Genomic DNA, 21,059 nt, shown 5'->3' on the forward strand with positions numbered 1-21,059 from the left:
CGCCCGCCGTGCCGGGCGTCCGGCGCCGGACACCCGCCCCGTCGCACACTGTGCGGCGGGGCGGCAACGCCGTAAGGACCTGGCAGCCGCGCGGACGGAGAGGTGCGACCGGGATGACGACGACGGGTACAGCAGCGGTGGGCGGGGCAGGCGAGGCCGGCGTGGTGGCCACCGGTCCGGTCATCCGCACCCGCGGCCTGACCAAGCGCTACCGGGGCGGCCAGCTCGCCGTGGACGGCCTCGACCTGACCGTGCCCGCCGGCAGCGTCTTCGGCTTCCTCGGCCCCAACGGCTCCGGGAAGACCACCACGATCCGGATGCTGATGGGCCTCATCGACCCGACGTCCGGCACCGCCGAGGTGCTCGGCCGCCCGATGCCGGGGGCCGCCCGTACGGTGCTGCCGGAGGTCGGCGCGCTGATCGAGGGGCCCGCGCTGTACGGCTTCCTGAACGGCCGGGACAACCTCCTGCGGTACGACCGGGCCGACCCCACCGCCGACCCGCGCACCCGCCGGGCCCGCGTCGGGACGGCCCTGGCGCGGGTCGGGCTCGCCGCCGCCTCGGGCAAGAAGGCCAAGGCGTACTCGCTCGGCATGAAACAGCGCCTGGGGCTCGCCGCCGCCCTGCTCAGGCCGCGCCGGCTACTGGTCCTGGACGAGCCGACCAACGGCCTCGACCCGCAGGGCATGCGCGAGATCCGTCTCCTGGTCCGGGAGCTGGCGGCCGAGGGCACCACGGTGTTCCTCTCCTCCCACCTGCTGGACGAGATCGAGCAGGTCTGCACGCACGCCGCGGTGATGGCCCGCGGCCGGCTGATCGTCCAGGGCCCGGTCGCCGACCTCGCCGCGGGCGCCCGGGGCCGGCTCGCCGTCACCACGCCCGACCCCGGGGACGCCGCCCGCGTCCTTGGGGAACACGGGCTCACCGGCCTGAGCGCCGACGGCGACCGGCTGACCGCCGACGCCCCGCCCGCCGCCGTGGACCTCGCCGACCTCAACGCGGCGCTGGTGACCGGCGGGGTGCGGGTGCGGTCCTTCGGCGTCGAGCGGGGTTCGCTGGAGGACGCCTTCGTCGCACTCACGGGAGAGGGATTCGATGTCGCGGGCTGAACAGGTGCCGCAGGCCGAGACGGTGTCGCGGGCTGAGCAGGTCATGCCTCCGGGGAGCGCGGGGCTCCGCCCCCGTAGCCCGCTGTGGACCCTGGGCATCCTCCGGTCCGAGATCACCACGCTGCTCCGCCGCCACCGGACCTTCGCCCTGCTCGGCGTGCTCGCCGCCGTACCCGTCCTCATCGGGATCGCGGTCCGGATCGAGACGGGCGGCGGCGGTGGCGGGGCGGGCGGCCCGGACGCCGGGGCGGGTCCGGCGTTCCTCGCCCAGATCACCAACAACGGCCTCTTCCTCGTCTTCGCCGCCCTCGCCGCGACGCTGCCGGTCTTCCTGCCGATGGCCGTCGGCGTCGTCGCGGGCGACGCCATCGCGGGCGAGGCGAGCAGCGGCACCCTGCGCTATTTGCTGGTCGCCCCGGCGGGCCGGACCCGGCTGCTGCTCGTGAAGTACGCCTCCGTCCTCGCCTTCTGCCTGGTCGCGACCCTGGTCGTGGCGGCGTCGGCGCTGGCGGTGGGCGCGCTGCTGTTCCCGGTGGGGGAGGTCACCACGATCTCCGGGACCCGGATCGGTTTCGGCGAGGGGCTGGCGCGGGCGGCACTCACGGCGCTGGTCGTCGCCGTCTCCCTGACCGGGTTCGCCGCGCTCGGGCTGTTCGTCTCGACGCTGACCGGCAGCGGGATCGGGGCGATGGCGGCCACGGTCGGGCTGCTGATCACGGTGCAGATCCTGGACAGCATTCCGCAGCTGAGCGGCGTGCACCCGTATCTGTTCGCGCACTACTGGATGTCCTTCGCGGACGTCCTGCGCGAACCCGTCCACTGGGACGACCTGATCAAGAACTTCCAGTTGCAGGGGCTGTACGTCGCGGTGTTCGGCTCGGCGGCCTGGGCCCGCTTCACGGCCAAGGACATCACAGCCTGAGTGAGCGGCCCGGGAGGCGATCCGGGAGGAGCGGATCTCCTGGCCGGATCGGATCGGCGGGAGGCCGTCCGCGCCGTCGGCCGGGCGAGCCGTCCCCCGATCGGCTCGTCGCGGCACGAACGGCACGAACGGTGCGGACAACGGGGACGACACGACACGGTACGTTCCGTTTCCGCCTGGGTATTGTTCGGTCTTTGGCGACGAGATGTCAACAAGAGATTGGCTGGAACCCCCCTATGCTCACCGAATGATCACATCGCCGAGCAGCGTGCGCCGTAGCGAACGGTCACGCCGCGCGATCCTGCGGTCCGCTCTCGACCTCTGTACGGAGCGGGGGTACGGGCACGTCACGATAGAGGCCATCGCGGCCGGCGCCGGGGTCAGCAAGAAGACGATCTACCGCTGGTGGCCGTCGAAGGGCGCGGTACTGCTGGAGGCGTTCACGGACGCCCTGGTCGACGCCACCCCGTTCGTGGACACCGGCGATATCGGTGCCGACCTGCGCACCCATGTCGCCGGCGCGGTGAATCTGCTCTCGGTCCCGCCGTTCGGCCCGGCCTACGCGGGCATTCTCTCCGAACTGCACCACGACGACCTCCTGGCCCAGCAGCTGCGGGAGCAGCTGGTCGACCCGCGCGTCGAGGAAGCGATCGGCCGGCTGCGCAGCGCCCAGGAGCAGGGCCAGATCCCGCCCGGCGCGGACCTCCCGCTGGCCGTGGAGATGCTGTACGGCCCCGTCTACTACCGCCACGTGCTGCGCAAGCCCGTCCAGGACGAGGAAACGGTCGCCGCCCTGGTGGACCACGTGCTGCGCTCGCTGCGCGCGCCGGGGTATTAGGGGGTGTCCGGCGGAAGTCTTTGCCGAACGGTCGACCAAGCGCCGCCCCGGATAGCGTCCTCGCGTTCCTTCCCGTCCGGGGCGCGGGTCCCTCCGGCGCACCCGGAGGAGCCCGCCGAGAGGTGTGTGCGATGAGCGTGCTCAAGATGTCGGAAGTGGCGGACGCCCTGCCCCGGGCGTGGAGGAGCGGCACAGCGAGCCCGAGGCGCTGCTCGTGCTCGACGGCCTCCTCGAACTGTCCGTGGACGGAGCGGCGGTGACGGTGGGGCCGGGCGAGCTGTACGTGGTGGGCGCGGGCGTCGCCCACGCGGTGCGCCCCGGCAGCCGGGGGACGCTGATCATCATGGATACGGAGTGTGGGCATGCTGTCTCCGGAGACGGCTGACGGTGCCTGCCTTCCACCCCCGGGAGGCCCCGGGCGGACGTCCACCGGTGGCCGGGCCCGGTGAGCCGGGTGATGCTGGACCGGCGCGTGCCGGCTCCGGTGCTCCGGTGCGCCGGAGCCGGAGGGTGGGTGGAGCCGTGTCGGACGCCGAGACCCCGGCCGGGCCCGGAGGGGCAGCCGGGACGGGAAGCGGGGGAGGGGCGGGAAGAGCGGCAGGGGCGGCCGGGACGGGAGCGGGAGCCGGGATGCCTCCGGGCGGGCCGGACCAGCTGGACGAGGCCGTACTGGCGACGTTGTTCGCCCAGTCCTCCCTCGGCCTGGTCGTCCTCGACCCGCAGCTCCGGCTGGTACGTGCCAACTCGCTCGTCGAGGGCGTGGAGACCGGGGAGTACATCGGCCGCCGTTTCACCGAGGTCTTCCGGCTCGACGACCCGGACGGTTCCGAGCAGCTCATGAAGCGGGTGCTCGCCGGCGAGGGTCCGGTGCGCGACCACCTGGTCCGGGGCCGGCTGCGCCGGATCCCCGGCGACCGGGAGTTCCTGGTCTCCGCCTACCGCATCGACGGCCTCGGCCCCGGCTCCGCCGACAGCCCCGACGCACCCGCCTTCGGCGTGCTGACCGCGATCGTCGACGTCACCGAGCGGGAACGCGCCCGCGCCCGGGAGACAGCGCTCGCCGCCGTGCGCGACGCGGTCGGCGGCTCCCTCGACGTCGCCGCCGTCTGCCGCGCCTTCATCGACGCCCTGGTGCCCGGTTTCGCCGACCTCGCCGTCGTCGAGGTGGTGGACGAGGTGCTGCGCGGCGCCGACCCGCCGGTGGGCCCGCTGCCGACCGAGACCCCGCTGCGCAGCGCGGCGAGCGGCCGGTGCGACGCCGTCCGGGATGCGGCGGAGGCCCGGAGCGGGGCCGGGGCCCGGCGGCGGCCGGCCGGGGCGACCCGCCGCCTCCCCGACCGTACGCCGTACGCGCTCGCCGTCGCCGATCTGCGGGCCCGACGCGTCGCGCTCGGCCCCGACACCCCGTGGCTGGCCACCGACCCGGACGGGGCGCACGCCGTCGTGGAGAGCGGCGCGCACTCCCTGATCGTCGTGCCCCTCACCCTGCGGGGCGCGGTCCTCGGGCTGGTCAGCCTCTACCGCTGCGGGGCTGCCGAGCCCTTCGACGAGGACGACGTCTCCCTCGCCGTCTCGGCGGCCACCCGGGCGGCCCTCGGCATCGACAACGCCCGCCGTTACGAGCGCGAGCACGTCATCGCCTCGACCGTCCAGCGACGGCTGCTCCCGCAGGCCGAGCGGCAGCAGACGGCCGTCGACACCGCGCACGTCCTGCTGCCCGGCCGGGACAGCGGCTGCTGGTTCGACACCATCGGCCTGTCCGGCGCCCGTACCGCGCTCGTCGTGGGCGGCGTCGCGGGCGAGGGCGTCCAGTCGGCCATCGCCATGGGCCAGTTGCGTATGGTCATCCAGGCGCTGGCGGGCCTCGATCTGGAGCCGGAGGAGGTCCTCGCCCGGCTCAAGGACACCGCCGACCGCCTCGCCGGAGAACGCGCCGCCCTGCCCTCGGGCGACTCCCTCCAGGGCGAACCCCTGAGCGCGGGCTGCGTGTACGGGGTCTACGACCCGTTCGCCCGCACCTGCACCGTCGCGCGCGCCGGGCACCCCGCGCCGCTGGCCGTCGGCCCCGACGGGCGAGCGGTCGCCCTCGACGTACCGGAAGGGCCCGGACTCTTCTCCGCCGACAGCGCGCTCTTCGCCCCCGCCACCGTCACCCTGGAGGAGGGCAGCCTCCTCGCGTTCTGCACCGCCGAACTGCTCTCCGGGGACGGAGCGGCCGAACGCATCACGGAGACCCTCGCCCTGCCGGGCCGGAGCCTCCAGCAGCTGGGCGACGACATCGTGTACGCGCTGCCGGACGACACCCGCTCCGCCGGTGCGGCCCTGCTCCTGGCCCGTACGGGTACGGTCTCCGATCACCTCGTCGCCACCTGGGACCTGGCCCAGGACCGCACGACGCCCGCCACCGCCCGGGTGCTCGTACGCGACCGGCTCCAGGGCTGGGGCCTGGACGAGGACACCGTCGACGCGACCGAGCTGATCGTCAGCGAGCTCGTCACCAACGCCGTCCGCTACGGCACCCCGCCGCTGCGGCTGCGTCTCCTGCTGGACTCCACGCTGACCTGCGAGGTCCACGACGGTTCCAGGTCCTCCCCGCACCTGCGGCACGCCCGGACCGTCGACGAGGGCGGCCGGGGCCTGTTCATCGTCTCCCGCCTCGCCTCCCACTGGGGAGCCCGCCACGGACCGGACGGAAAGGTGCTGTGGACCGAGCAGGAGCTGCCGGGCGACGATTCCGGGCCGTTCCCGCCCCCGCCGGGATGATTACCACCCGTACGGGCAGGTCGATCGCGCAGAGTGGTCCGTATGACGACACCTGCGGAGCTGCTCCGCTCCTTCGCCCGCACCCGCGCCTCCCTCGACGGCGAGGAGGTCACGTACTGGTGGACCGGAGACGTGTACTCCTGGGCCCCCGACGAGCCCTACCAGCGGGTCTTCGGCTTCGAGGGCCTCAACGTCTCCCGTCTGGTCCCGGACGTGGACGCCGGGCCGGACGCGTACCGGCTGCTCACCCGGGAGGCCGCGTTCTACCTGGACCCCGTCAGCCGCGAGATCCTGGAGACCTGGCATGACCTGCCGGTGGTGCACGTCTGGAACGACCCGGCGAACCAGAAGTGGCTTCCCTTCCCGATCCCGACGACCGACCTCGGGGATCAGGTCTGTTTCAGCCTGGAGATCCCGCTGGCCTACCCGTCACCGCTGCCGGTGGCCCAGTACCCGGTCCACTCGGCGGGGGACACGTACAAGGCCCTGGAGCTCTTCCAGTTCTTCGCCGACCGCGCCGACCTGGCGGGCCCGGCGCCCGGTGTCCCGGCCACCATGTCGTGGAGCCGGATGTCCCCGTGGCTGCCCTGGATGGCCCGGGGGCAGCGGCCCGGCGGCCTCACCTTCCACTGCCGGGGCCGCAAGCTCGGCGCGTACTCCGAGGTCCCCGAGCGCACCCGCGCCCACATCGCCGCCCACCACCCGGAGTTCGCCCACGCCCCGGAGCAGTGGAGCGAGCCGAACGAGACCAGCTGGACCTACTTCCGCAAGCTCAATCCGCCGCAGGGTTAGGGGACGTTCAGGGGAGGACGATGTCCCGGCCCGGGCCGCCCTCGACCGTGTCCTTCCCGGGGCCGCCGAGGATCAGGTCGTCGCCGCCCTCGCCGTGCAGCACGTCGTCGCCGGTGCCGCCGAGCAGGATGTCGTCGCCGTCCCCGCCCATGACGTGGTCGTCGCCCGGGCCCGCGTACACGAGGTCCGCACCGTCGTACGCCTCGATCATGTCGTCGCCCCGGCCACCCCACAGCAGTTGGTCGCCGTCGACGCTCATCAGGTGGTCCATGCCGTCGCCGCCGTCCAGGACGACGCGCCCCATGACCATGTCGTTCCCCGCGTCACCCCGTACCGTGTGCGCGGTGTGGGCGTGCAGGGTGTCGTCACCGGGTCCGCCGCTGACGGTGGCCACCCCGGGGTCGCTGGTGGCGATCTCGTCGTCGCCGTCACCGAGGAACACGTCGATCCGGTCCGGCCGGGCGCTGTCCGTGGGCAGTTCGCAGACGACGTACGTCTCGTCCCCGGGGGTGAGGTACGTGCAGTGGTCGCCGGGCTGGAGCGGTACCGCGTCGCGGAAGCCGATGCGCCGGACGCCGTCGGCCCGGTCCATCGGGACCACGTGGAGGTCGTTGGTCTGTCCCGCGGCCGCGGTGAAGGTGATCGACTGCTTCGCCCAGTCGGCGCCGACGCGGGCCTTCGCCCCGGTGGCGGCGGGGGCCGCGACTGCCGGGGGAGCGGCGAGGCCGGTGGCGAGCAGGGCCACGGCGGCCGCGCGGACGGTGACGTGGTGGCGGTTCATGGGGCCTCGTCTCGATGGGGCGGCCGGTGGGCCGGCCTGCTGGCGGGATGGCTGCCCGGGGGCCGGCCGGGCGGCCGCGAGGACGGTGTCCTCGCATCCTCGCGACCGCGGTCGGCGTGCTCCGGTACCCGGACGGACAGGTCCGGTTCGTCCCGGCGGGGCCGGGTGGTGCGGCGTCGCGTCAGCTCACATGGACGTCCACGCAGACGTAGAACGCGTTGGCGGTGTCGGCGATGTTCCACACGGCCAGCACCTTCTGCTTGCCGGACAGGCCACCGAAGCTGACCTGGTGGGTGACGGTCCCACCGGGCCGGGCGCCACCGTCGTCGAACTCCGCGATCTTCCGGCCGCCCGCGTAGTACTGCCAGGTGCTGGTGGCGTGCCGTGCCGTCAGCCGCCAGTTGAAGCTGGTCGTCCGGCCGACCGGGGTGACCTTCCAGCCCTTGCCGTCGTTGTTGAGCTCGGCAAAGGCGGCGTTGCCTCCACTGCAGCTCATCAGGCCCTTGGGGCCCTCGACGCTCTGCGGCTCGTACTTGATGGGACCGCAGGGGACCACGCGGGCGGCGCACTGGGCCTGTCGGCTGGGGGGCGATGAGATGTAGCCGTGCGCGCTCGCGCTGCCCGCCGGCAGGCTGACGGCCAGGAGCGGGGCGATGCCCGCGCCGATGGCGACGGCTAAGAGCCTCTTGCTTTTCATGACAACTCCTCTGTGGGGGTCTGTGCCTGCCCGCGCGAGGACGGGAAAGGCATGCGCATGTCAAGCTGCCAGGCTGTGACGGTGGGGCTGTCACGGGTGGCGACGAAAGCGTACCGCTCTTGGTCTAGACCAAGCTAGTGCGCGGACGTGACCTCTCTGCCCGGCTGCCGGGCTGCCGGGCGGATGTGCCGAACAGGCGCTCCAGAACCACCGCGACCCCGTCCTCCGCGTTCGACGCCGTCACCTCGTCGGCCGCCGCGCGCAGCTCGGGATGCGCGTTGCCCATGGCCACCCGGTGGCCCGAACCGGCGAACATCGGCAGGTCGTTGGGCATGTCCCCGAACGCGACCGTCCGCTCCGCCCCGACGTCGAGCAGCTCGCCGGCCAGGGCGAGCCCGGTCCCCTTGTCCACCCCGAGCGGAGCCAGCTCCACCGTGCCGGGCCCCGCCATGGTCACCGTCGCCAGATCGCCCACGGCCCCGCGCGCGGCGGCGGCCAGCGCGTCGTCGCCCAGCTCCGGGTGGCGCACCAGCACCTTGATCACGGGCCGCTCCCACAGCGCGGCGCGGGAGTCGACGCGTCGGGCGGGAAGCGTCGGGTTCGGCATCCGGTACCCGGCCTCGATCAGGGTCGCCCCTTCCGCGCCGTCCTGGTCCACGGCGGCGAACACCGCCCCGACCTCCGCCTCGATCTTCCCGAGCGCGGTGTCGGCGGCCTCGCGGTCCAGGGTGACGGACCGCAGCAGCCGCCCGCCGTTCGCCCCGGCCTCGTACAGCTGGGTGCCCTGCCCGCAGACGGCGAGCCCGGTGTACGCCAGGTCCGCGAGCAGCGCCCGTATCCCGGGGACGGGCCGCCCGGTGACGATCAGGTGCCGGGCGCCCGCGGCGGCGGCCAGGGCGAGCGCGGCGCGGGACCGGGCGCTCACGGTGTCGTCCGGGCGCAGCAGGGTGCCGTCCAGGTCCGTGGCGACGAGGGTGTACGCGGGAGAGGCGTCGGCGGTGTATGCGGGAGAGTCGCCGGGGGCGTATGCGGGTGGCGTGGGCATGGGCCCCAGCCTAGAAGGGCCCGAACGGCCGCTTGCCCGTCAGGGGTTGGATCGGATATGCGGTTCGCGGTCAGGCGGCCGTCCCGCCGGCGTTGCGGATGAGCTGTCGCAGCACCTTCATCGTGGTGACGTAGTCGGTGTCGTCGATGCCCTCGTGCAGCGCGGCGCGGATCGCGGGAGCATTGCGCTTGAGGTCGACGCGCGCCTGTTCCCCCGCCTCCGTGATCCACAGCCTGCCGCCCGAGTCCCGGGTCAGCCAGCCCCGCTCCACGAGCGCCTCGGCCTCGGCCGCCAGGTCGTCCTCGGGTCGGATGTACGAGGCCATGGCCTGCTGGAGCTCGGGGACGGTCATCCCTTCGCCGTCGGGCGAGATGTCGTGCGCCGACAGATTGCGCAGAAGCCAGAACTGGGGCTGGGTGTGGCCCTTCTCGGCCTGCCGGTCGCGGGTGTAGGCGATCAGTGCCTCGTAGGCGACCCCGGTCCAGTAGGCGGCGGGCTGTCCGGCGAGTTCTGCGTCGCTGAGCTGCTGATCGGGCATGACGTGTGCTCCCTCGGTGGTGCGGTCGGGGGCCCGCGTGTGTCGTGCGGGCCCTACGGCGACCGTAGGACCTCAAGCTCGGTTGAGGGCAAGGCGTCCGGGCGTCATGTGCCGTTCGTGCGCAGGAAGATCTCAAGCCGTTCGGTGAAGCCCGGTGCCGCGGCGACGAAGTGACCGGCGCCCGGATGCACACTGCGCTCGCCGCCGAGCGCAACCGCGAGGGCGTCGCAGATCCGCTCGAGCGCGGCCGCGTGGCCTCCGGACGTGACGAGCACCGGGATACCGGCGGCACGGATCACGTCGAGCCGAGGGCGTGCCTCGCTGGTCGGTCGGCCACCGTGCGCCCGCCGAACGCCGGCGGCCACGCCCTCGGGGAGCGGTCCGTCGCCGATGGGCGCACCCGTGAGTCGGAGGAACTCGCGCAGTGCTGCGGGGGAGGTGTCCATACCGTTGGCGAGGACCGTATCCCCGGGGCGCTCCAGCCGTGCCACCTCTGGATCGTCAGGGACGAGGTAGTTGAGCGGCGGCTCGATCAGGGTGAGTGACCGCACGTTGCCCGGCGAGGCAGCGGCTGCGATCAATGCCCCAAGAGCGCCGTAGGAGTGGGCGACGACATGCGGGCGGCAGACGAGCAGCGGTGCCAGGTCCAGGGCGTCCACGACGAAGTCCTGACGCCCCTGCGGTGGTGGCGGGCTCGGCGGATAGCCACGGCGATGGACGTATGCCAGCGTCCACCGGCCGGCCAGGGGAGCGACCGGGCCCCACGTCGTTCGCGGGCCCGCGCCGCCATGCACGAACAGGACCTCGGGACCGGAGCCATCACGGACGACCGCTATCTCGCTCACGAGGCGAGCGTAGCGGCGCACGGCGATCCACTGTCCCGCGTCCGGGGGCTTTGCGGAAGATTACGGACGAGCGGGCCGAAGCCCTCCCCGGTCGAACGCAGCGGGTATACGCGTCATCGGGGCGACCGGGCCTGGTACAGGCAGGGCGAAGCCCCACCGTGCCTGCACGGTGGGGCCGTTGCTCCGGCGGCTCGGGTGGCTCAGGCGGTGCCGAAGCCCCCGGTCCGGACGCCGGCCACGAAGGCGGTGAACGCGGTGGCGGGGACGTCGAGGACCGGGCCGCTGACGTTCTTGGAGTCGCGGACGGGGACGATGCCGTGGGGGGTGGCGAGGTTGGTGGCGACCTCGACGCACGCGCCGCCGTTGTCGCTGTACGAGGACGTGAACCAACGGGGGGTCTCGGTTGTCACTGGATGCCCTTTCGCAACTGCCTGAACATGTCTACGGACGCCGCCTGGGAGGGCGCTACCGCCTGCATCTGATGGTAGGCCGTCAGATGGGAAACCACCGAGCCACTTTCGCGCTCCAGATAGCCCTGTTGCGCGGACTCCGCGTACGACATGAGCGAGCGGTCCGGCATGGTCAGGATGTAGATCGGCAGATTGAACGGGCGGAGCTCGCCCATGTCGAACGTCGCCACCTGAAGCACGGTGTTGGGCTGCTCCGCGAACTCGATCAGGCGGTCCATCTGCGCCTTCATCACCTCCGGCCCGCCGACCGGCCTGCGGACGCAGCTCTCGTCCAGCATCGCGAAGACCAGCGGCGGCTTCTCCCGGACCAGGGCCGCCTGGCGCTCCGCGACCAGCGAGATGCGCTCCTGGGCCTGGTCAGCGGTGATGGCCCCCCGTCTGACCGCGCTGTCGGCCAGGACCGTGGTGTACTCCGGGGTCTGGAGCAGCCCCGGCATGACGCCGACCTCGTACAGCCGGATCTCCGCCGCCCGGCGCTCGTAACCGAGGAACTCCGGGAAGCCCTCCAGCAGGCTGCCGTGCTTGATCTGGCCCAGCTCGCGCTCGAACGACGCCTCGATCCCGGTGAGCCCCAGCACTCGGTCCGTACTACGCGAAAAGCGCAAGGTCGCGAGTTTGCGACCAGTTTCCACCGATGAGATGTGTGTGCTGGAGTAGCCGTTGTGATTCCCCAGCTCCTCCTGTGTCCAGCCCCGCGTTTCCCGTAACCCGCGCAGACGTGCACCGTAGGCCGCCTGCGCGGAGCTTTCCGGATTCAACTCCTTGATGTTCACGGACCCCACCCCGATCTTCCGTGCCGAATAGGCAGGTTGAATGGCTCCTCACGTTAGGTCACGCTGAATCGCCCCGGTAGTCATACGGCTACAGAGAGGAGCGATAGGTGTACGGCGAGAACGTTTGCCCGAACGCGCAGGAGCCTCCCGACCTCCCGGCCCCCGGAACGCTCATGGTGGACACCGCTCGGGGCGACCGCGTGGGCGAGTTCCGTGGGGTCGCCGGCCCCTACTGGTCGTTGCGGCCCGTGGGCGGCGGGGCGGAGTGGGAGGCCGAGCCGCACCGGGTCCGGCCCGCGCTCCTGATAGAAGAGCTCCGGGCCAGGACCGCACGGCTCAACGCCCGCAGCCGGGGCGAGGTGCTGTGAACGCGGGTCAGGCACCGGTGCGTTGGTACGTCGCCGAGAGCCACGGCGGCGACGCGGCGCGGTCCGTGCGGCTCGGCGGGATCATCGCGCCGACGCGGCGGCTGGCCCTCCGCTGGCTGCGGCGGCAGGCCCGGCGCTTCGCGGACGCGCTGGACCCGGACCCGTACACCCCCTGGGTCCCGGCCCGTGCGCTGTACCCGGTCGCCGAAGGGGGCCGGCGCGACGCGTCGGCCGAACCCCGTTCCTGGGCTAACAGTTTCCGCGAGCACGACTACGCGCTGGGGCGGCTCGCGGACGGGCTGCCGTACGAGTTCGTCGCCCGGGACGCGGCGGCCTGGTACGGCCTCGTCATGCGCCCCCTGATCCCCGCCTGTACCCCTACCCCTGCCCCTCCCACTCCTCACCGGCAAGGATGAGCGTCATGTTGCAGTGCACCGCCTTCACCGAACTCCCCGAGATGGGCGCACGCGTGGCGCTCATGGGCTCGGCGGACGGGCAGGGTCAGGCGTCGGACGTGCCCGAGCTGGACGACTTCCTGCTCTGTGAACTCGGTGAGCACGACGAGTCGACCGAGCACGCGGCCCAGCTCTGGTCGGCCTCGGCTCCCGCCGGGCGGGACCTGTGGATGTTCTGGACCGAGGCCGACGGACGCCGGAAGTTCCGCTTCAAGCAACTGCTGCCGTGTCCGGCCGTCATCCACCGGCTGTCGGTCAAGGAAGGGGACGCCTGCGTGCTGTACGACCGGCACCCGGCCGCGCACTCCTGGGACGTGAGAGACCCGCTCGCCGATCTGATGGCGGAGCGGATCCGGGAGGACGTACGGCGCGACCGGGACGGATGGGGCGGAGAGGCGCCCTGAGGCTGTGCCCCCGCCCGGCCTCGGTCCGGCCTCGGTCCGGCCCCGGCCTCATGGGTCGGTACGCCTCGTCCGGGTCAGCTCAGGCAGAACTCGTTGTCCTCGGGATCCGCCATGACGATCCAGCTTCCACCCTGCTCGTCGACCGTACGCAGCACCCGAGCGCCCAGCCCCACCAGCCGTCGCTCCTCCGCGTCACGCTGCCCCGGCGCGGAGTGGACATCGATGTGGAGGCGGTTCTTCACCGTCTTCGGCTCCGGCACCCGCTGGAACAGCAGCCGCCGCTCCCGCCCCGTACCGCTGACCTCGTCGTACGGGTCGTCCGGATGCCGGGCCGCCGCCAGGTCGAGCCAGGCGCGGCGGCCGTGGGCGTGGGTGGTGATGGCCTCGGGTACGGCTCCGGCCGCGAGCAGCTGCTCGACCAGCGGGCTGTTGTCCTCGACGAGGTAACCCAGGGCCGCCGCCCAGAATCCGGCCTGCGCGTGCGGGTCGGCGCTGTCGATCACGAGCTTCCAGGACAGTGTCTGAGTCATGGAAACCGTTTATAGTGGTTACATGAGTGGAGAGGCAACGGACACGCCTGAACGGTCTGAACGGCAGGGTCCGGGGCCCGGTCGGCAGGAGCTCTCGGGGCTGTTGCTTCGGCATCCGGACGGCAGCTCGTTCCGGTTCGATCCCGGCGCGCTGTGCCTGGAGCTGCTGCCGACCGGGGGGCCCGGCCCGTTGTCGTACTTCGAGGTGCTGCACGAGCCGGCCGACCTGGTGCGCTGGGTGGAGGAGAGCCGGCTGCCGGACGGGCTCGGTCCGGGCGACGGGCCCGGTTCGGGTCCGGGTGTCGCGCTTCTCGTGAACTCGGCGGAGGTGGCGGACGCGCGTGCTCTGCGCGATGCGCTCTGGCGGCTGGCCGAGGGGCATGTGCAGGGGGCGCCGCCCGGCGCGGACGACCTCGCCACCCTCAACGGCGCGGCGGCGCACCCGCCCCTGACGGCCCGGCTGACCGCGGGCGGCGGCCGGGCGTGGGCTCCGGGGGGTACCGGGGCCGGGCTGCTGGCCACCGTCGCCCGTGATGCGGTCGACCTGTTCACCGGGGCGTACGCCCACCGGATCCGCACGTGCGGCGCGCACGGCTGCCGCCTGCTGTTCGTCGACACCTCCCGCCCCGGCAGGCGCCGCTGGTGCTCGATGGAACGCTGCGGCAACCGCCACAAGGTCCGGGCCCACCGCGCCCGGCTCGCCGCTGACGGCGAGTGAAGGGGGCTGCACCCGCCCCGTGGTCGATGGCGGCTATCTCTGTGCATGGGTCACGAAAATCTATGTCCGCCGGAGTAGACATTGGATGGTGCTGTGGTTATGGTTTCTCTCGTAGCTCAGAGAGACAGCAGGGCCCGGCAGAGACGAACTGCCGGGCAGCAGTACACGCAGTTGCCGTTCGCAGGACGGTGCGGTGGTGGAGTTTCGAAGCCAGGGTTGTTGCAGGACGGCGACGGGGCTGACGGCCGCACCGGGTGGCCCGCAGTGATCAGGGGCCGCCGTCAGCAGTACCGCGATTCACGCGGGAGCAGTACCCGCAAGTGCAGTACCCAGCAGTGAAGTGAGCAGCACCTCGGTGAAGGCGTCGACTGCGGGCGCGCGCACCGGGAGGTTCGGCAGCGGGGTTCTAAGCCGGAGCAGACGCAGGATGGGCGACGGGGCTGGCTGTCGAAGAGTGGTGCTGTCACAGGCCACAGAGCAGTACGTAGGAGAGTAGTACGCAGGAGAGCAGTACCAGCAGTAGGCAAGTGATTGATCCCAGAGGGAAGAACGGAGGAGCGAGGCGCCATCAGGATCGCCCGGGCGGAGTCGTGAGCCCGGGTACCGCAGGACATCGATAGTGAGGTGGTCTCCGGTCAAGCAACCGCGATCCCCGCAACCCCGGCAGCTTCCAGGCCGGGTCGGCGGAAACAGAAGGCCGGCGCAGTAACCAGGGCCGGCAGATGGTGTAGCAGTTCCTTCGGGGCCCGAGTGCCATACGGCACTCGGGCCCCTCCACGCATTCCACAGAGAGGTGCAAATGACAGCAGGCGACTCGTTCGGCCGTCTCGATGACGACGACTATCCCGCCTACACCATGGGCCGGGCCGCCGAGATGCTCGGCACCACGCAGGGCTTTCTCCGGGCTATCGGAGAAGCCCGCCTCATCACCCCGCTGCGTTCCGAGGGCGGGCATCGCCGCTACTCCCGCTACCAGCTGCGCATGGCCGCACGCGCCCGGGAGCTCGTCGACCAGGGCACCCCCATCGAGGCCGCCTGCCGCATCGTCATCCTCGAAGACCAGCTCGAAGAAGCCCAGCGCATCAACGCCGAATACCGCAACGCCGCCGCACCGGAGAACCCGACGACCGCAGGCTGAGGTGGTGCTGCTCCCCTGCCCGGCCCTGATCCGCGTCGGGACCGGTATGCCGGTATACGGGCTGATGGGCTGTCGTCGGGCGGGAGGGTGCCGCTGCAGCGGCACCCTCCGAGCCATAAATGGCGACCGGCCCTGCTGGAACGCTGCGTTGCGGGTGGGGCAGTATCTATGACCGCGAGACGAGAGTTAAATGTTTCGCGCGGGCAGCCTGTTTACCGCAGCGAACAGAGTGGAGTTATTTACCGTACGTAGGCCGCTACCGCGTGCTATTGTCGATCTCAGTTGCAGTCGTGGTTCCCAGAAAACTTCAACGCTTTCGTCGGCATTTTAGCCACGGGAAGCGTTCTGTATTTCCGGTTATTCTCCGGTCGGGGCATCATCGCGGCGACCCGGTATCCGTGGATTGCGGGTCCTGGCGTACTGCCCCAAAGGAGATATGACATGGCATCCGGCACTGTGAAGTGGTTCAACGCGGCCAAGGGTTTCGGCTTCATCGAGCAGGACGGTGGCGGCGCTGACGTGTTCGCCCACTTCTCGAACATTGCCGCCGAGGGCTTCCGCGAGCTGCTCGAAGGCCAGAAGGTGACCTTCGATATCGCGGCGGGACAGAAGGGCCCGACGGCCGAGAACATCGTTCCCGCCTGACGCTGACGCGTACTTCGTAGCTGGGGCCCGCATCCCTCGGGGTGCGGGCCCCAGCTACGGGCATTCCCGGGGGGCGTCGCCTGTGTGGCGACGATGCCCGCAGATCCCTCTCCAGGGACACGGGCCTCTTCGGAGCCGTACCCGTAGACGCCCTGGACTCCCTGCCCGCGTGACGTCGCCCATGTCATCGCCTGCACGTGCGCCCGATGCGCCGCAGGTCAGATCTGATCTCGCATTTCGTTCGGTCCGTTCTTGTGATTCCCCGCGCTGTTCTTCTGCTGCGAGAATTCCTTGATACGTGCCGTGTCAAGGAAGGTTCTGCATGAACCCCGCACGTACGAACAATCGCTCCTCACGCGCCCGCAGCCGTACGGGCAGTCCCGCTTTCGGCTCCGATGCCGGTGCGCACCGGAGCAACCGCTCCGGCTCGCCGGCCCCGCGCCGTTCCGCAGGACCGAGCCGTCAGGGCGGCCGCGGCCGGCGGCCCGCGGCGGCCTCGGGCGAGTTCGCCCTGCCGGAGACCATCACCCCCGCGCTGCCCGCCGTCGAGGCGTTCGCCGATCTCGACCTGCCCGAAGGGCTGCTGGCCTCTCTCACCGCACAGGGCATGCGCGTCCCGTTCCCGATCCAGGGCGCGACCCTGCCCAACACCCTCGGGGGCCGCGACGTCCTCGGACGCGGGCGTACCGGATCGGGCAAGACCCTCGCCTTTGGCCTGGCCCTGCTGGCCCGCACCGCCGGACAGCGCGCCGAGGCCGGTCAGCCGCTGGCCCTGATCCTCGTGCCGACGCGTGAGCTGGCACAGCAGGTGACCGACGCCCTCACCCCCTACGCCCGCTCGGTCAGGCTGCGTCTGACCACCGTCGTCGGCGGAATGCCGATCGGCAGGCAGGTCAGCGCACTGCGCCGTGGCGCCGAAGTCGTCGTCGCGACGCCGGGGCGCCTCAAGGACCTGATCGACCGGGGCGACTGCCGGCTGAACCAGGTCGCGATCACCGTCCTGGACGAGGCCGACCAGATGGCCGACATGGGCTTCATGCCCCAGGTCACCGCGCTCCTGGACCAGGTACGCCCCGAGGGCCAGCGGATGCTGTTCTCCGCCACCCTCGACCGCAACGTCGATCTCCTGGTCCGCCGCTACCTCACTGACCCGGTGGTCCACTCCGTCGACCCGTCCGCAGGCGCGGTCACCACGATGGAGCACCACGTCCTGCACGTCCAGGGCGCCGACAAGCACCGGACGACGACCCGGATCGCGGCGCGCGAAGGCCGGGTGATCATGTTCCTGGACACCAAGCACGCCGTCGACCGGCTGACGCAGGACCTGCTGAACAACGGGGTACGGGCCGCTGCCCTGCACGGCGGGAAGTCGCAGCCGCAGCGCACCCGGACCCTGGCCCAGTTCAAGACCGGCCACGTCACCGTGCTCGTCGCGACGAACGTCGCGGCACGCGGCATCCACGTCGACAACCTCGACCTCGTCGTCAACGTCGACCCGCCGACCGACCACAAGGACTACCTGCACCGCGGTGGCCGCACCGCGCGGGCCGGCGAGTCCGGCAGCGTCGTCACTCTGGTCACCCCCAACCAGCGCCGCGACATGACCCGACTCATGGCGGCCGCGGGCATCGTTCCCCAGACCACCCCGGTCCACTCCGGGGAAGAGGCGCTCAGCCGGATCACCGGCGCCCAGGCACCCTCCGGCATCCCCGTGACGATCACCGCGCCGGTGACCGCGCGGCGTGAGCGCAGCCGCACCACGGGCTCCCGCGGCCGACGCAGCCCCGCCTCTGCCGCACGGCGCGTGAGCGCGCATCAGTCCGCATTCGACGCGGCGGCCTGACGCGGCGGCCCTGAACAGCCGAACGCGGCCGGCGGCTCGCCGGCCTGCCGGTCGTCGACGAGCAGGGCAGCGCGCTGGGCGTCCTGGCCTGGCCCGCTGAACCGCCTCACCGCGGCAGCCCCATCCCCTTCCACTCCCTGTGAGGCACCATGCGCTGCGTCATCGCCCGCTTCCCGTTCGACCTCACCAAGAGTGGCGTCCTGGAATCCATGAAGGGCGTCAAGCCCGAACAGGTCATCGGCGCGTCCGTGATCATCGGCCGCCGCACCTACCCGATCAAGCAGGTCGGGCAGGTCATCACACGTCAGGACCGCCGCGATTTCAGCGCCGGTGAAGTCCTCCGGGCCATGACGCAGCTCGGCTTCACCTGCCCCGGCCTCCCGTGCAACGCCGCGCCCAAGCGCGTCGCCAGCCCGTTCCAACAGGCTTCCACCATGCTCGGCGCCCCTGCCACCGTCTGACCGGACGACAGGCGTGAGCCGCCACCGGAACAACCGTGAGCCCGCCACCAGGACAGAACAGAACAGTGAGGGCCCTATCGACAGGCGCCGGTCGAGCCCTCGCCGCGTGCCGAGAGGTCCGTCAGCGCGCAGCGGTGTACTCAGCGGTCGGAGTAGCTGAAGTCGCCCATGGTCCAGGCGCTGACGTCATCGATCGCCACGCGGTACATCCCGCCCGTCTCCGGGATCCCCACCGTGCCCTGCAGAATCCGCGCCACATGGAAATGCAGATGCGTGGGCGCTTTGTCCACAGGCGTCGGGGCGGTGAAGGCGGCGGAGAACTCGCTCAGGCGGGCCGAGTCGGCCAGGACTTCCGACACCCGCTGCCTCCAGACCGCTTCGGGAGCCAGCCGCCCCGTGATGACAGCACCACCGGCGACCACGGTCAGAGTCATCTGATTGCTGTGCCCGGACTCCACCAGGGCAGCGACATCAACAAGCAGCTCGTCAGGCTTCGACATGGGGCCAATCCTACGCACGGCCGTCCGGCCGGCCAGGGGGTGTCTGACAATTCCCGTCTGCCTCACGGCCGCCCTGCGGGCGACGACGGGAATTGTCAGACACCCCCTGGCGGAGTGGAGCCATCACCGGCGTCAACAGCGCCGGGTCAGTGGCCCTGGGTCTCGTGTGGGGGGAGGGCGGCGCAGACGGGGCAGGTGTGCCGGTCGATCGCGGCCAGCAGGCGCGCGGCCGTCGTGCGTACACCCGACGCCGGGGAAAGCCCCCCGGCGTCGGGTGTGTCGTGCATGGCGGCCAGCCGGACGGCCGTGGCGCGCCCCGCCGCCACCGCGTCGTGTGCGGCGCGGGTCCACGCAGGGTGCTCGGCGTTCCCGGCGGTCAGGATCGTGCCGAGCAGATTCAGCACGCCCGCCCGGTCCCGGACCGTGTCCGTCGCCGCCAGCTCCCAGAGGAACGGCACCGTCGCCGCCGTCGAGTCGAAGACGGGCGGGGTGCCGATCCACCGCTCCAGATCGCCCAGGGCCTCGTCCGAGCTCGGCGCGTCGCCCCAGGCGATCCGCGACAGCACGCCGGGAATCTGGGACGCGGAGCCGTACGCGTGCTGCAGTTCGTGCCACCGCACGTTCCTCATGGCCCCCAGCACAGTCTCCATCCGGGCACTCAATCAGCCTTTACCGCGCGGCGTCCACCATGCCGGGGGACCGGTCCGAGGACTGGTCCGTGGACCGGCCCGTTCCGTGGAGCCGGCGCAGGTACTCCCGTACGGAGCGGGCGTCGTCCGCCGGGGCGGATGCGCCCACGTGGTGGTCGGGGCGGACGACCACGACGGTGCCCGTGCCCGTACCGCCGGAGGCTCCCGTTCCGTAGGCGGCGGCCGCGTGGCCCGCGTCGTCGACCACCGCTCCCGGCTCCGCCCCGGCCCGGTCCTCGTGCGCCGCGTACACCCGGCAGGTCCGCACCCCGGCGCCGCCGTACGCGTCCGCCACCTCGCGCAGGACCGCCGTGCTCCCGGGGCCGAAGCCGAGGACCGTGGTGCGGGGTCCGGCGAAGATCCGGTGCAGTCGGGTACGGGCTCCGGTCGCGGCGTCGGCACAGGGAGCATCCGGCGCCCGGTCCCCGCCGACGGGCGCGCCGGGCGCACCGTACCCGGCGTGCGGGGCAGCGGTGGGAGCGCCGGCCCGCGGGGCGTCCAGGGAGCTCCAGCGGTAGCCGACGCCCAGACCGGTGCTGTCCGGGGTGATCGCCGCGTCCAGACCGCCGCCGGGCCGGCGGATCGCCTCCAGGGTGGCCCGCAGCCGCTCCGATGTGAGGTCCAGGGTGTGGGCGGCCACCGGGAGCCGCTCCTCCTCGTAGGTGTCCAGCAGCGTCGCGTCCGCGTGACCGGCGAGCACCAGACTCAGCTTCCAGCCCAGGTTGAACGCGTCCTGGATGCCGGTGTTCATCCCGAGGCCGCCCGCGATGGCGTGCACGTGCGCCGCGTCGCCCGCGAGGAAGACCCGTCCCGCGCGGAACCGGTCCGCCATCCGTACGTTGACCCGGTACGTCGACAGCAGCTCGGCCCGCGTCAGGGCGCCGCCGGGCAGTGCGGTGTGGTGGGCGAGCAGCCGCCGGAACCCGTCGGCGGTGGGTGCGAGCGGCCGCCCCCGCCCGTCCCGCTCCGGCCCGGCCTGGAACCACCAGCCCGTCCGCGTACCGGGGATCGGGCAGAGCATCACCGCGCCGTCCTCGTCGAACCACTGGTGCCAGCGGGTACGGTCCAGGGCGCCGTCGGCCAGTTCGACATCGCCGCAGACCATCACCTGGTCCTCGTCGGTGGTCCCCTCGAATCCGATCCCGAGCAGCTTCCGTACGGAGCTGTGGGCGCCGTCGCAGCCCGCGACGTACCGTGCCCGGCCGGCCGGTCCTTCGGCGAAAGTGACGTCGACATGAGGCCCCTCGCCCTCGCCCTTGTCCTCGTTCGTATGCTGCGTCAGCCCCAGGACCTCGCGTCCCAGCTCGACGCGGACGCCGTACCCGGCCAGCCGGTCACGGAGGATCGCCTCCAGCCGCCACTGGGCGATCAGCCACCCCCGGTCGTAGGGGGCGTCCGGGGACGGCGTGGAGCCGGCCCACGGATCGGCCTCCGCGACCGGGAGGCGGTCGCGGTACTTGAGCATCGGCGGTGGGGCCGAACCGGCGGCGAGCACCTTCTCGGCCACCCCGAGATCGTCCAGGATCTCCAGCGACCGGGGGTTGGGCCCCTTGGCGCGCGAGGTGCGCGGCGGCGCGGGGGACCGGTCCACGAGCCGTACGACGGCGCCGCGCCGGGCCAGATCGCAGGCCAGCACCAGCCCGGTGGGTCCCGCTCCCACGATGAGTACGTCGGTCATGCCCATGCCTCTCCTTCGGTCCCGCTCTCCGGCCATCCATCCAGGACCAGAGAAACG

Annotated in this window: 25 protein-coding genes; 14 read left to right on the forward strand and 11 right to left on the reverse strand. The window is 72.1% G+C overall.

The genetic code is table 11. The features are described from left to right. Window positions 1-113: 113 nt before the first annotated feature. From B9S58_RS14755 to B9S58_RS14780, 6 genes are all read left to right on the forward strand, one after another. The gene (locus B9S58_RS14755) at window positions 114-1,109 is read left to right on the forward strand and encodes an ABC transporter ATP-binding protein (protein WP_258044510.1); all 996 of its coding nucleotides are present in this window, start codon (window positions 114-116) and stop codon (window positions 1,107-1,109) included. Continuing rightward, the gene (locus tag B9S58_RS14760) at window positions 1,096-2,031 is read left to right on the forward strand and encodes an ABC transporter permease (RefSeq protein ID WP_374935678.1); all 936 of its coding nucleotides are present in this window, start codon (window positions 1,096-1,098) and stop codon (window positions 2,029-2,031) included. The genes B9S58_RS14755 and B9S58_RS14760 overlap by 14 nt, the downstream gene beginning before the upstream one ends. Window positions 2,032-2,278: 247 nt before the next feature. Next, complete coding sequence (locus B9S58_RS14765) at window positions 2,279-2,869, forward strand: TetR/AcrR family transcriptional regulator (protein WP_103532564.1); 591 nt, start codon at window positions 2,279-2,281, stop codon at window positions 2,867-2,869. 178 nt (window positions 2,870-3,047) lie between these two features. Then, window positions 3,048-3,254: a cupin domain-containing protein gene (locus B9S58_RS14770; RefSeq protein ID WP_258044511.1), complete on the forward strand. Its 207-nt coding sequence runs from the start codon at window positions 3,048-3,050 to the stop codon at window positions 3,252-3,254. Window positions 3,255-3,499: 245 nt separating this feature from the next. Continuing rightward, window positions 3,500-5,632: a SpoIIE family protein phosphatase gene (locus B9S58_RS14775; RefSeq protein ID WP_103532565.1), complete on the forward strand. Its 2,133-nt coding sequence runs from the start codon at window positions 3,500-3,502 to the stop codon at window positions 5,630-5,632. A 42-nt stretch (window positions 5,633-5,674) separates the two neighbouring features. Then, a complete protein-coding gene (locus B9S58_RS14780) occupies window positions 5,675-6,424 on the forward strand; it encodes a DUF1838 family protein (protein WP_103532566.1) in 750 nt (249 codons plus the stop codon). Window positions 6,425-6,431: 7 nt separating this feature from the next. Here the strand turns inward: B9S58_RS14780 and B9S58_RS14785 are convergent, their stop codons facing one another. From B9S58_RS14785 to B9S58_RS14815, 7 genes are all read right to left on the reverse strand, one after another. Further along, window positions 6,432-7,205: a calcium-binding protein gene (locus tag B9S58_RS14785; protein ID WP_103532567.1), complete on the reverse strand. Its 774-nt coding sequence runs from the start codon at window positions 7,203-7,205 to the stop codon at window positions 6,432-6,434. Window positions 7,206-7,386: 181 nt separating this feature from the next. Further along, entirely contained in the window at window positions 7,387-7,902 is a 516-nt protein-coding gene (locus tag B9S58_RS14790) for a lytic polysaccharide monooxygenase auxiliary activity family 9 protein (RefSeq protein WP_103532568.1), read from the reverse strand. Between the two features lie 124 nt (window positions 7,903-8,026). Then, window positions 8,027-8,947: an HAD family hydrolase gene (locus B9S58_RS14795; protein ID WP_103532569.1), complete on the reverse strand. Its 921-nt coding sequence runs from the start codon at window positions 8,945-8,947 to the stop codon at window positions 8,027-8,029. 70 nt (window positions 8,948-9,017) lie between these two features. After that, the gene (locus tag B9S58_RS14800) at window positions 9,018-9,485 is read right to left on the reverse strand and encodes a transposase (protein ID WP_103532570.1); all 468 of its coding nucleotides are present in this window, start codon (window positions 9,483-9,485) and stop codon (window positions 9,018-9,020) included. 104 nt (window positions 9,486-9,589) lie between these two features. Beyond that, complete coding sequence (locus B9S58_RS14805; RefSeq protein WP_103532571.1) at window positions 9,590-10,330, reverse strand: alpha/beta fold hydrolase; 741 nt, start codon at window positions 10,328-10,330, stop codon at window positions 9,590-9,592. Window positions 10,331-10,530: 200 nt separating this feature from the next. Beyond that, a complete protein-coding gene (locus tag B9S58_RS14810) occupies window positions 10,531-10,740 on the reverse strand; it encodes a DUF397 domain-containing protein (protein ID WP_103532572.1) in 210 nt (69 codons plus the stop codon). After that, window positions 10,737-11,573: a helix-turn-helix transcriptional regulator gene (locus B9S58_RS14815; protein WP_103532594.1), complete on the reverse strand. Its 837-nt coding sequence runs from the start codon at window positions 11,571-11,573 to the stop codon at window positions 10,737-10,739. The genes B9S58_RS14810 and B9S58_RS14815 overlap by 4 nt, the downstream gene beginning before the upstream one ends. A gap of 107 nt (window positions 11,574-11,680) precedes the next feature. On the opposite strand from B9S58_RS14815, the gene B9S58_RS14820 reads away from it, so the two are divergent. Genes B9S58_RS14820 through B9S58_RS14830 form a run of 3 tightly spaced genes read left to right on the forward strand, consistent with a single transcriptional unit; the run spans window position 11,681 to window position 12,800 of the window. Next, window positions 11,681-11,941 (forward strand): hypothetical protein, encoded by a 261-nt coding sequence (locus tag B9S58_RS14820; RefSeq protein WP_103532573.1) that lies wholly within the window; start codon window positions 11,681-11,683, stop codon window positions 11,939-11,941. After that, window positions 11,938-12,357, forward strand: a complete 420-nt coding sequence (locus B9S58_RS14825) for a hypothetical protein (protein ID WP_103532574.1) — start codon at window positions 11,938-11,940, stop codon at window positions 12,355-12,357. Before B9S58_RS14820 ends, B9S58_RS14825 begins: the two co-directional genes overlap by 4 nt. A 5-nt stretch (window positions 12,358-12,362) precedes the next feature. Next, window positions 12,363-12,800: a hypothetical protein gene (locus tag B9S58_RS14830; RefSeq protein WP_103532575.1), complete on the forward strand. Its 438-nt coding sequence runs from the start codon at window positions 12,363-12,365 to the stop codon at window positions 12,798-12,800. A gap of 74 nt (window positions 12,801-12,874) precedes the next feature. Here B9S58_RS14830 and B9S58_RS14835 read toward each other — a convergent pair whose 3' ends face one another. After that, on the reverse strand, window positions 12,875-13,330 hold the full coding sequence (locus tag B9S58_RS14835; RefSeq protein WP_103532576.1) for a VOC family protein: 456 nt from the start codon (window positions 13,328-13,330) through the stop codon (window positions 12,875-12,877). A 22-nt stretch (window positions 13,331-13,352) separates the two neighbouring features. On the opposite strand from B9S58_RS14835, the gene B9S58_RS14840 reads away from it, so the two are divergent. From B9S58_RS14840 to B9S58_RS14860, 5 genes are all read left to right on the forward strand, one after another. Further along, window positions 13,353-14,048, forward strand: a complete 696-nt coding sequence (locus tag B9S58_RS14840; protein WP_374935679.1) for a CGNR zinc finger domain-containing protein — start codon at window positions 13,353-13,355, stop codon at window positions 14,046-14,048. A 799-nt stretch (window positions 14,049-14,847) separates the two neighbouring features. Beyond that, window positions 14,848-15,186 (forward strand): MerR family transcriptional regulator, encoded by a 339-nt coding sequence (locus B9S58_RS14845; RefSeq protein WP_103532578.1) that lies wholly within the window; start codon window positions 14,848-14,850, stop codon window positions 15,184-15,186. A 441-nt stretch (window positions 15,187-15,627) separates the two neighbouring features. Continuing rightward, window positions 15,628-15,831 (forward strand): cold-shock protein, encoded by a 204-nt coding sequence (locus tag B9S58_RS14850; protein ID WP_103532579.1) that lies wholly within the window; start codon window positions 15,628-15,630, stop codon window positions 15,829-15,831. Window positions 15,832-16,153: 322 nt separating this feature from the next. After that, window positions 16,154-17,674, forward strand: a complete 1,521-nt coding sequence (locus B9S58_RS14855; protein ID WP_103532580.1) for a DEAD/DEAH box helicase — start codon at window positions 16,154-16,156, stop codon at window positions 17,672-17,674. Window positions 17,675-17,823: 149 nt separating this feature from the next. After that, window positions 17,824-18,135, forward strand: coding sequence for an SCO5918 family protein (locus B9S58_RS14860; RefSeq protein WP_103532581.1), 312 nt, complete (start codon window positions 17,824-17,826; stop codon window positions 18,133-18,135). Between the two features lie 140 nt (window positions 18,136-18,275). Here B9S58_RS14860 and B9S58_RS14865 read toward each other — a convergent pair whose 3' ends face one another. From B9S58_RS14865 to B9S58_RS14875, 3 genes are all read right to left on the reverse strand, one after another. Continuing rightward, window positions 18,276-18,635: a hypothetical protein gene (locus tag B9S58_RS14865; RefSeq protein ID WP_103532582.1), complete on the reverse strand. Its 360-nt coding sequence runs from the start codon at window positions 18,633-18,635 to the stop codon at window positions 18,276-18,278. Window positions 18,636-18,781: 146 nt separating this feature from the next. Next, window positions 18,782-19,285, reverse strand: a complete 504-nt coding sequence (locus B9S58_RS14870) for a hypothetical protein (RefSeq protein ID WP_103532583.1) — start codon at window positions 19,283-19,285, stop codon at window positions 18,782-18,784. A 19-nt stretch (window positions 19,286-19,304) separates the two neighbouring features. Then, entirely contained in the window at window positions 19,305-21,008 is a 1,704-nt protein-coding gene (locus B9S58_RS14875) for an FAD-dependent monooxygenase (protein WP_181009314.1), read from the reverse strand. Window positions 21,009-21,059 lie beyond the last annotated feature (51 nt).

Source organism: Streptomyces sp. SM11, assembly GCF_002910905.1.
GTDB lineage: Bacteria > Actinomycetota > Actinomycetes > Streptomycetales > Streptomycetaceae > Streptomyces.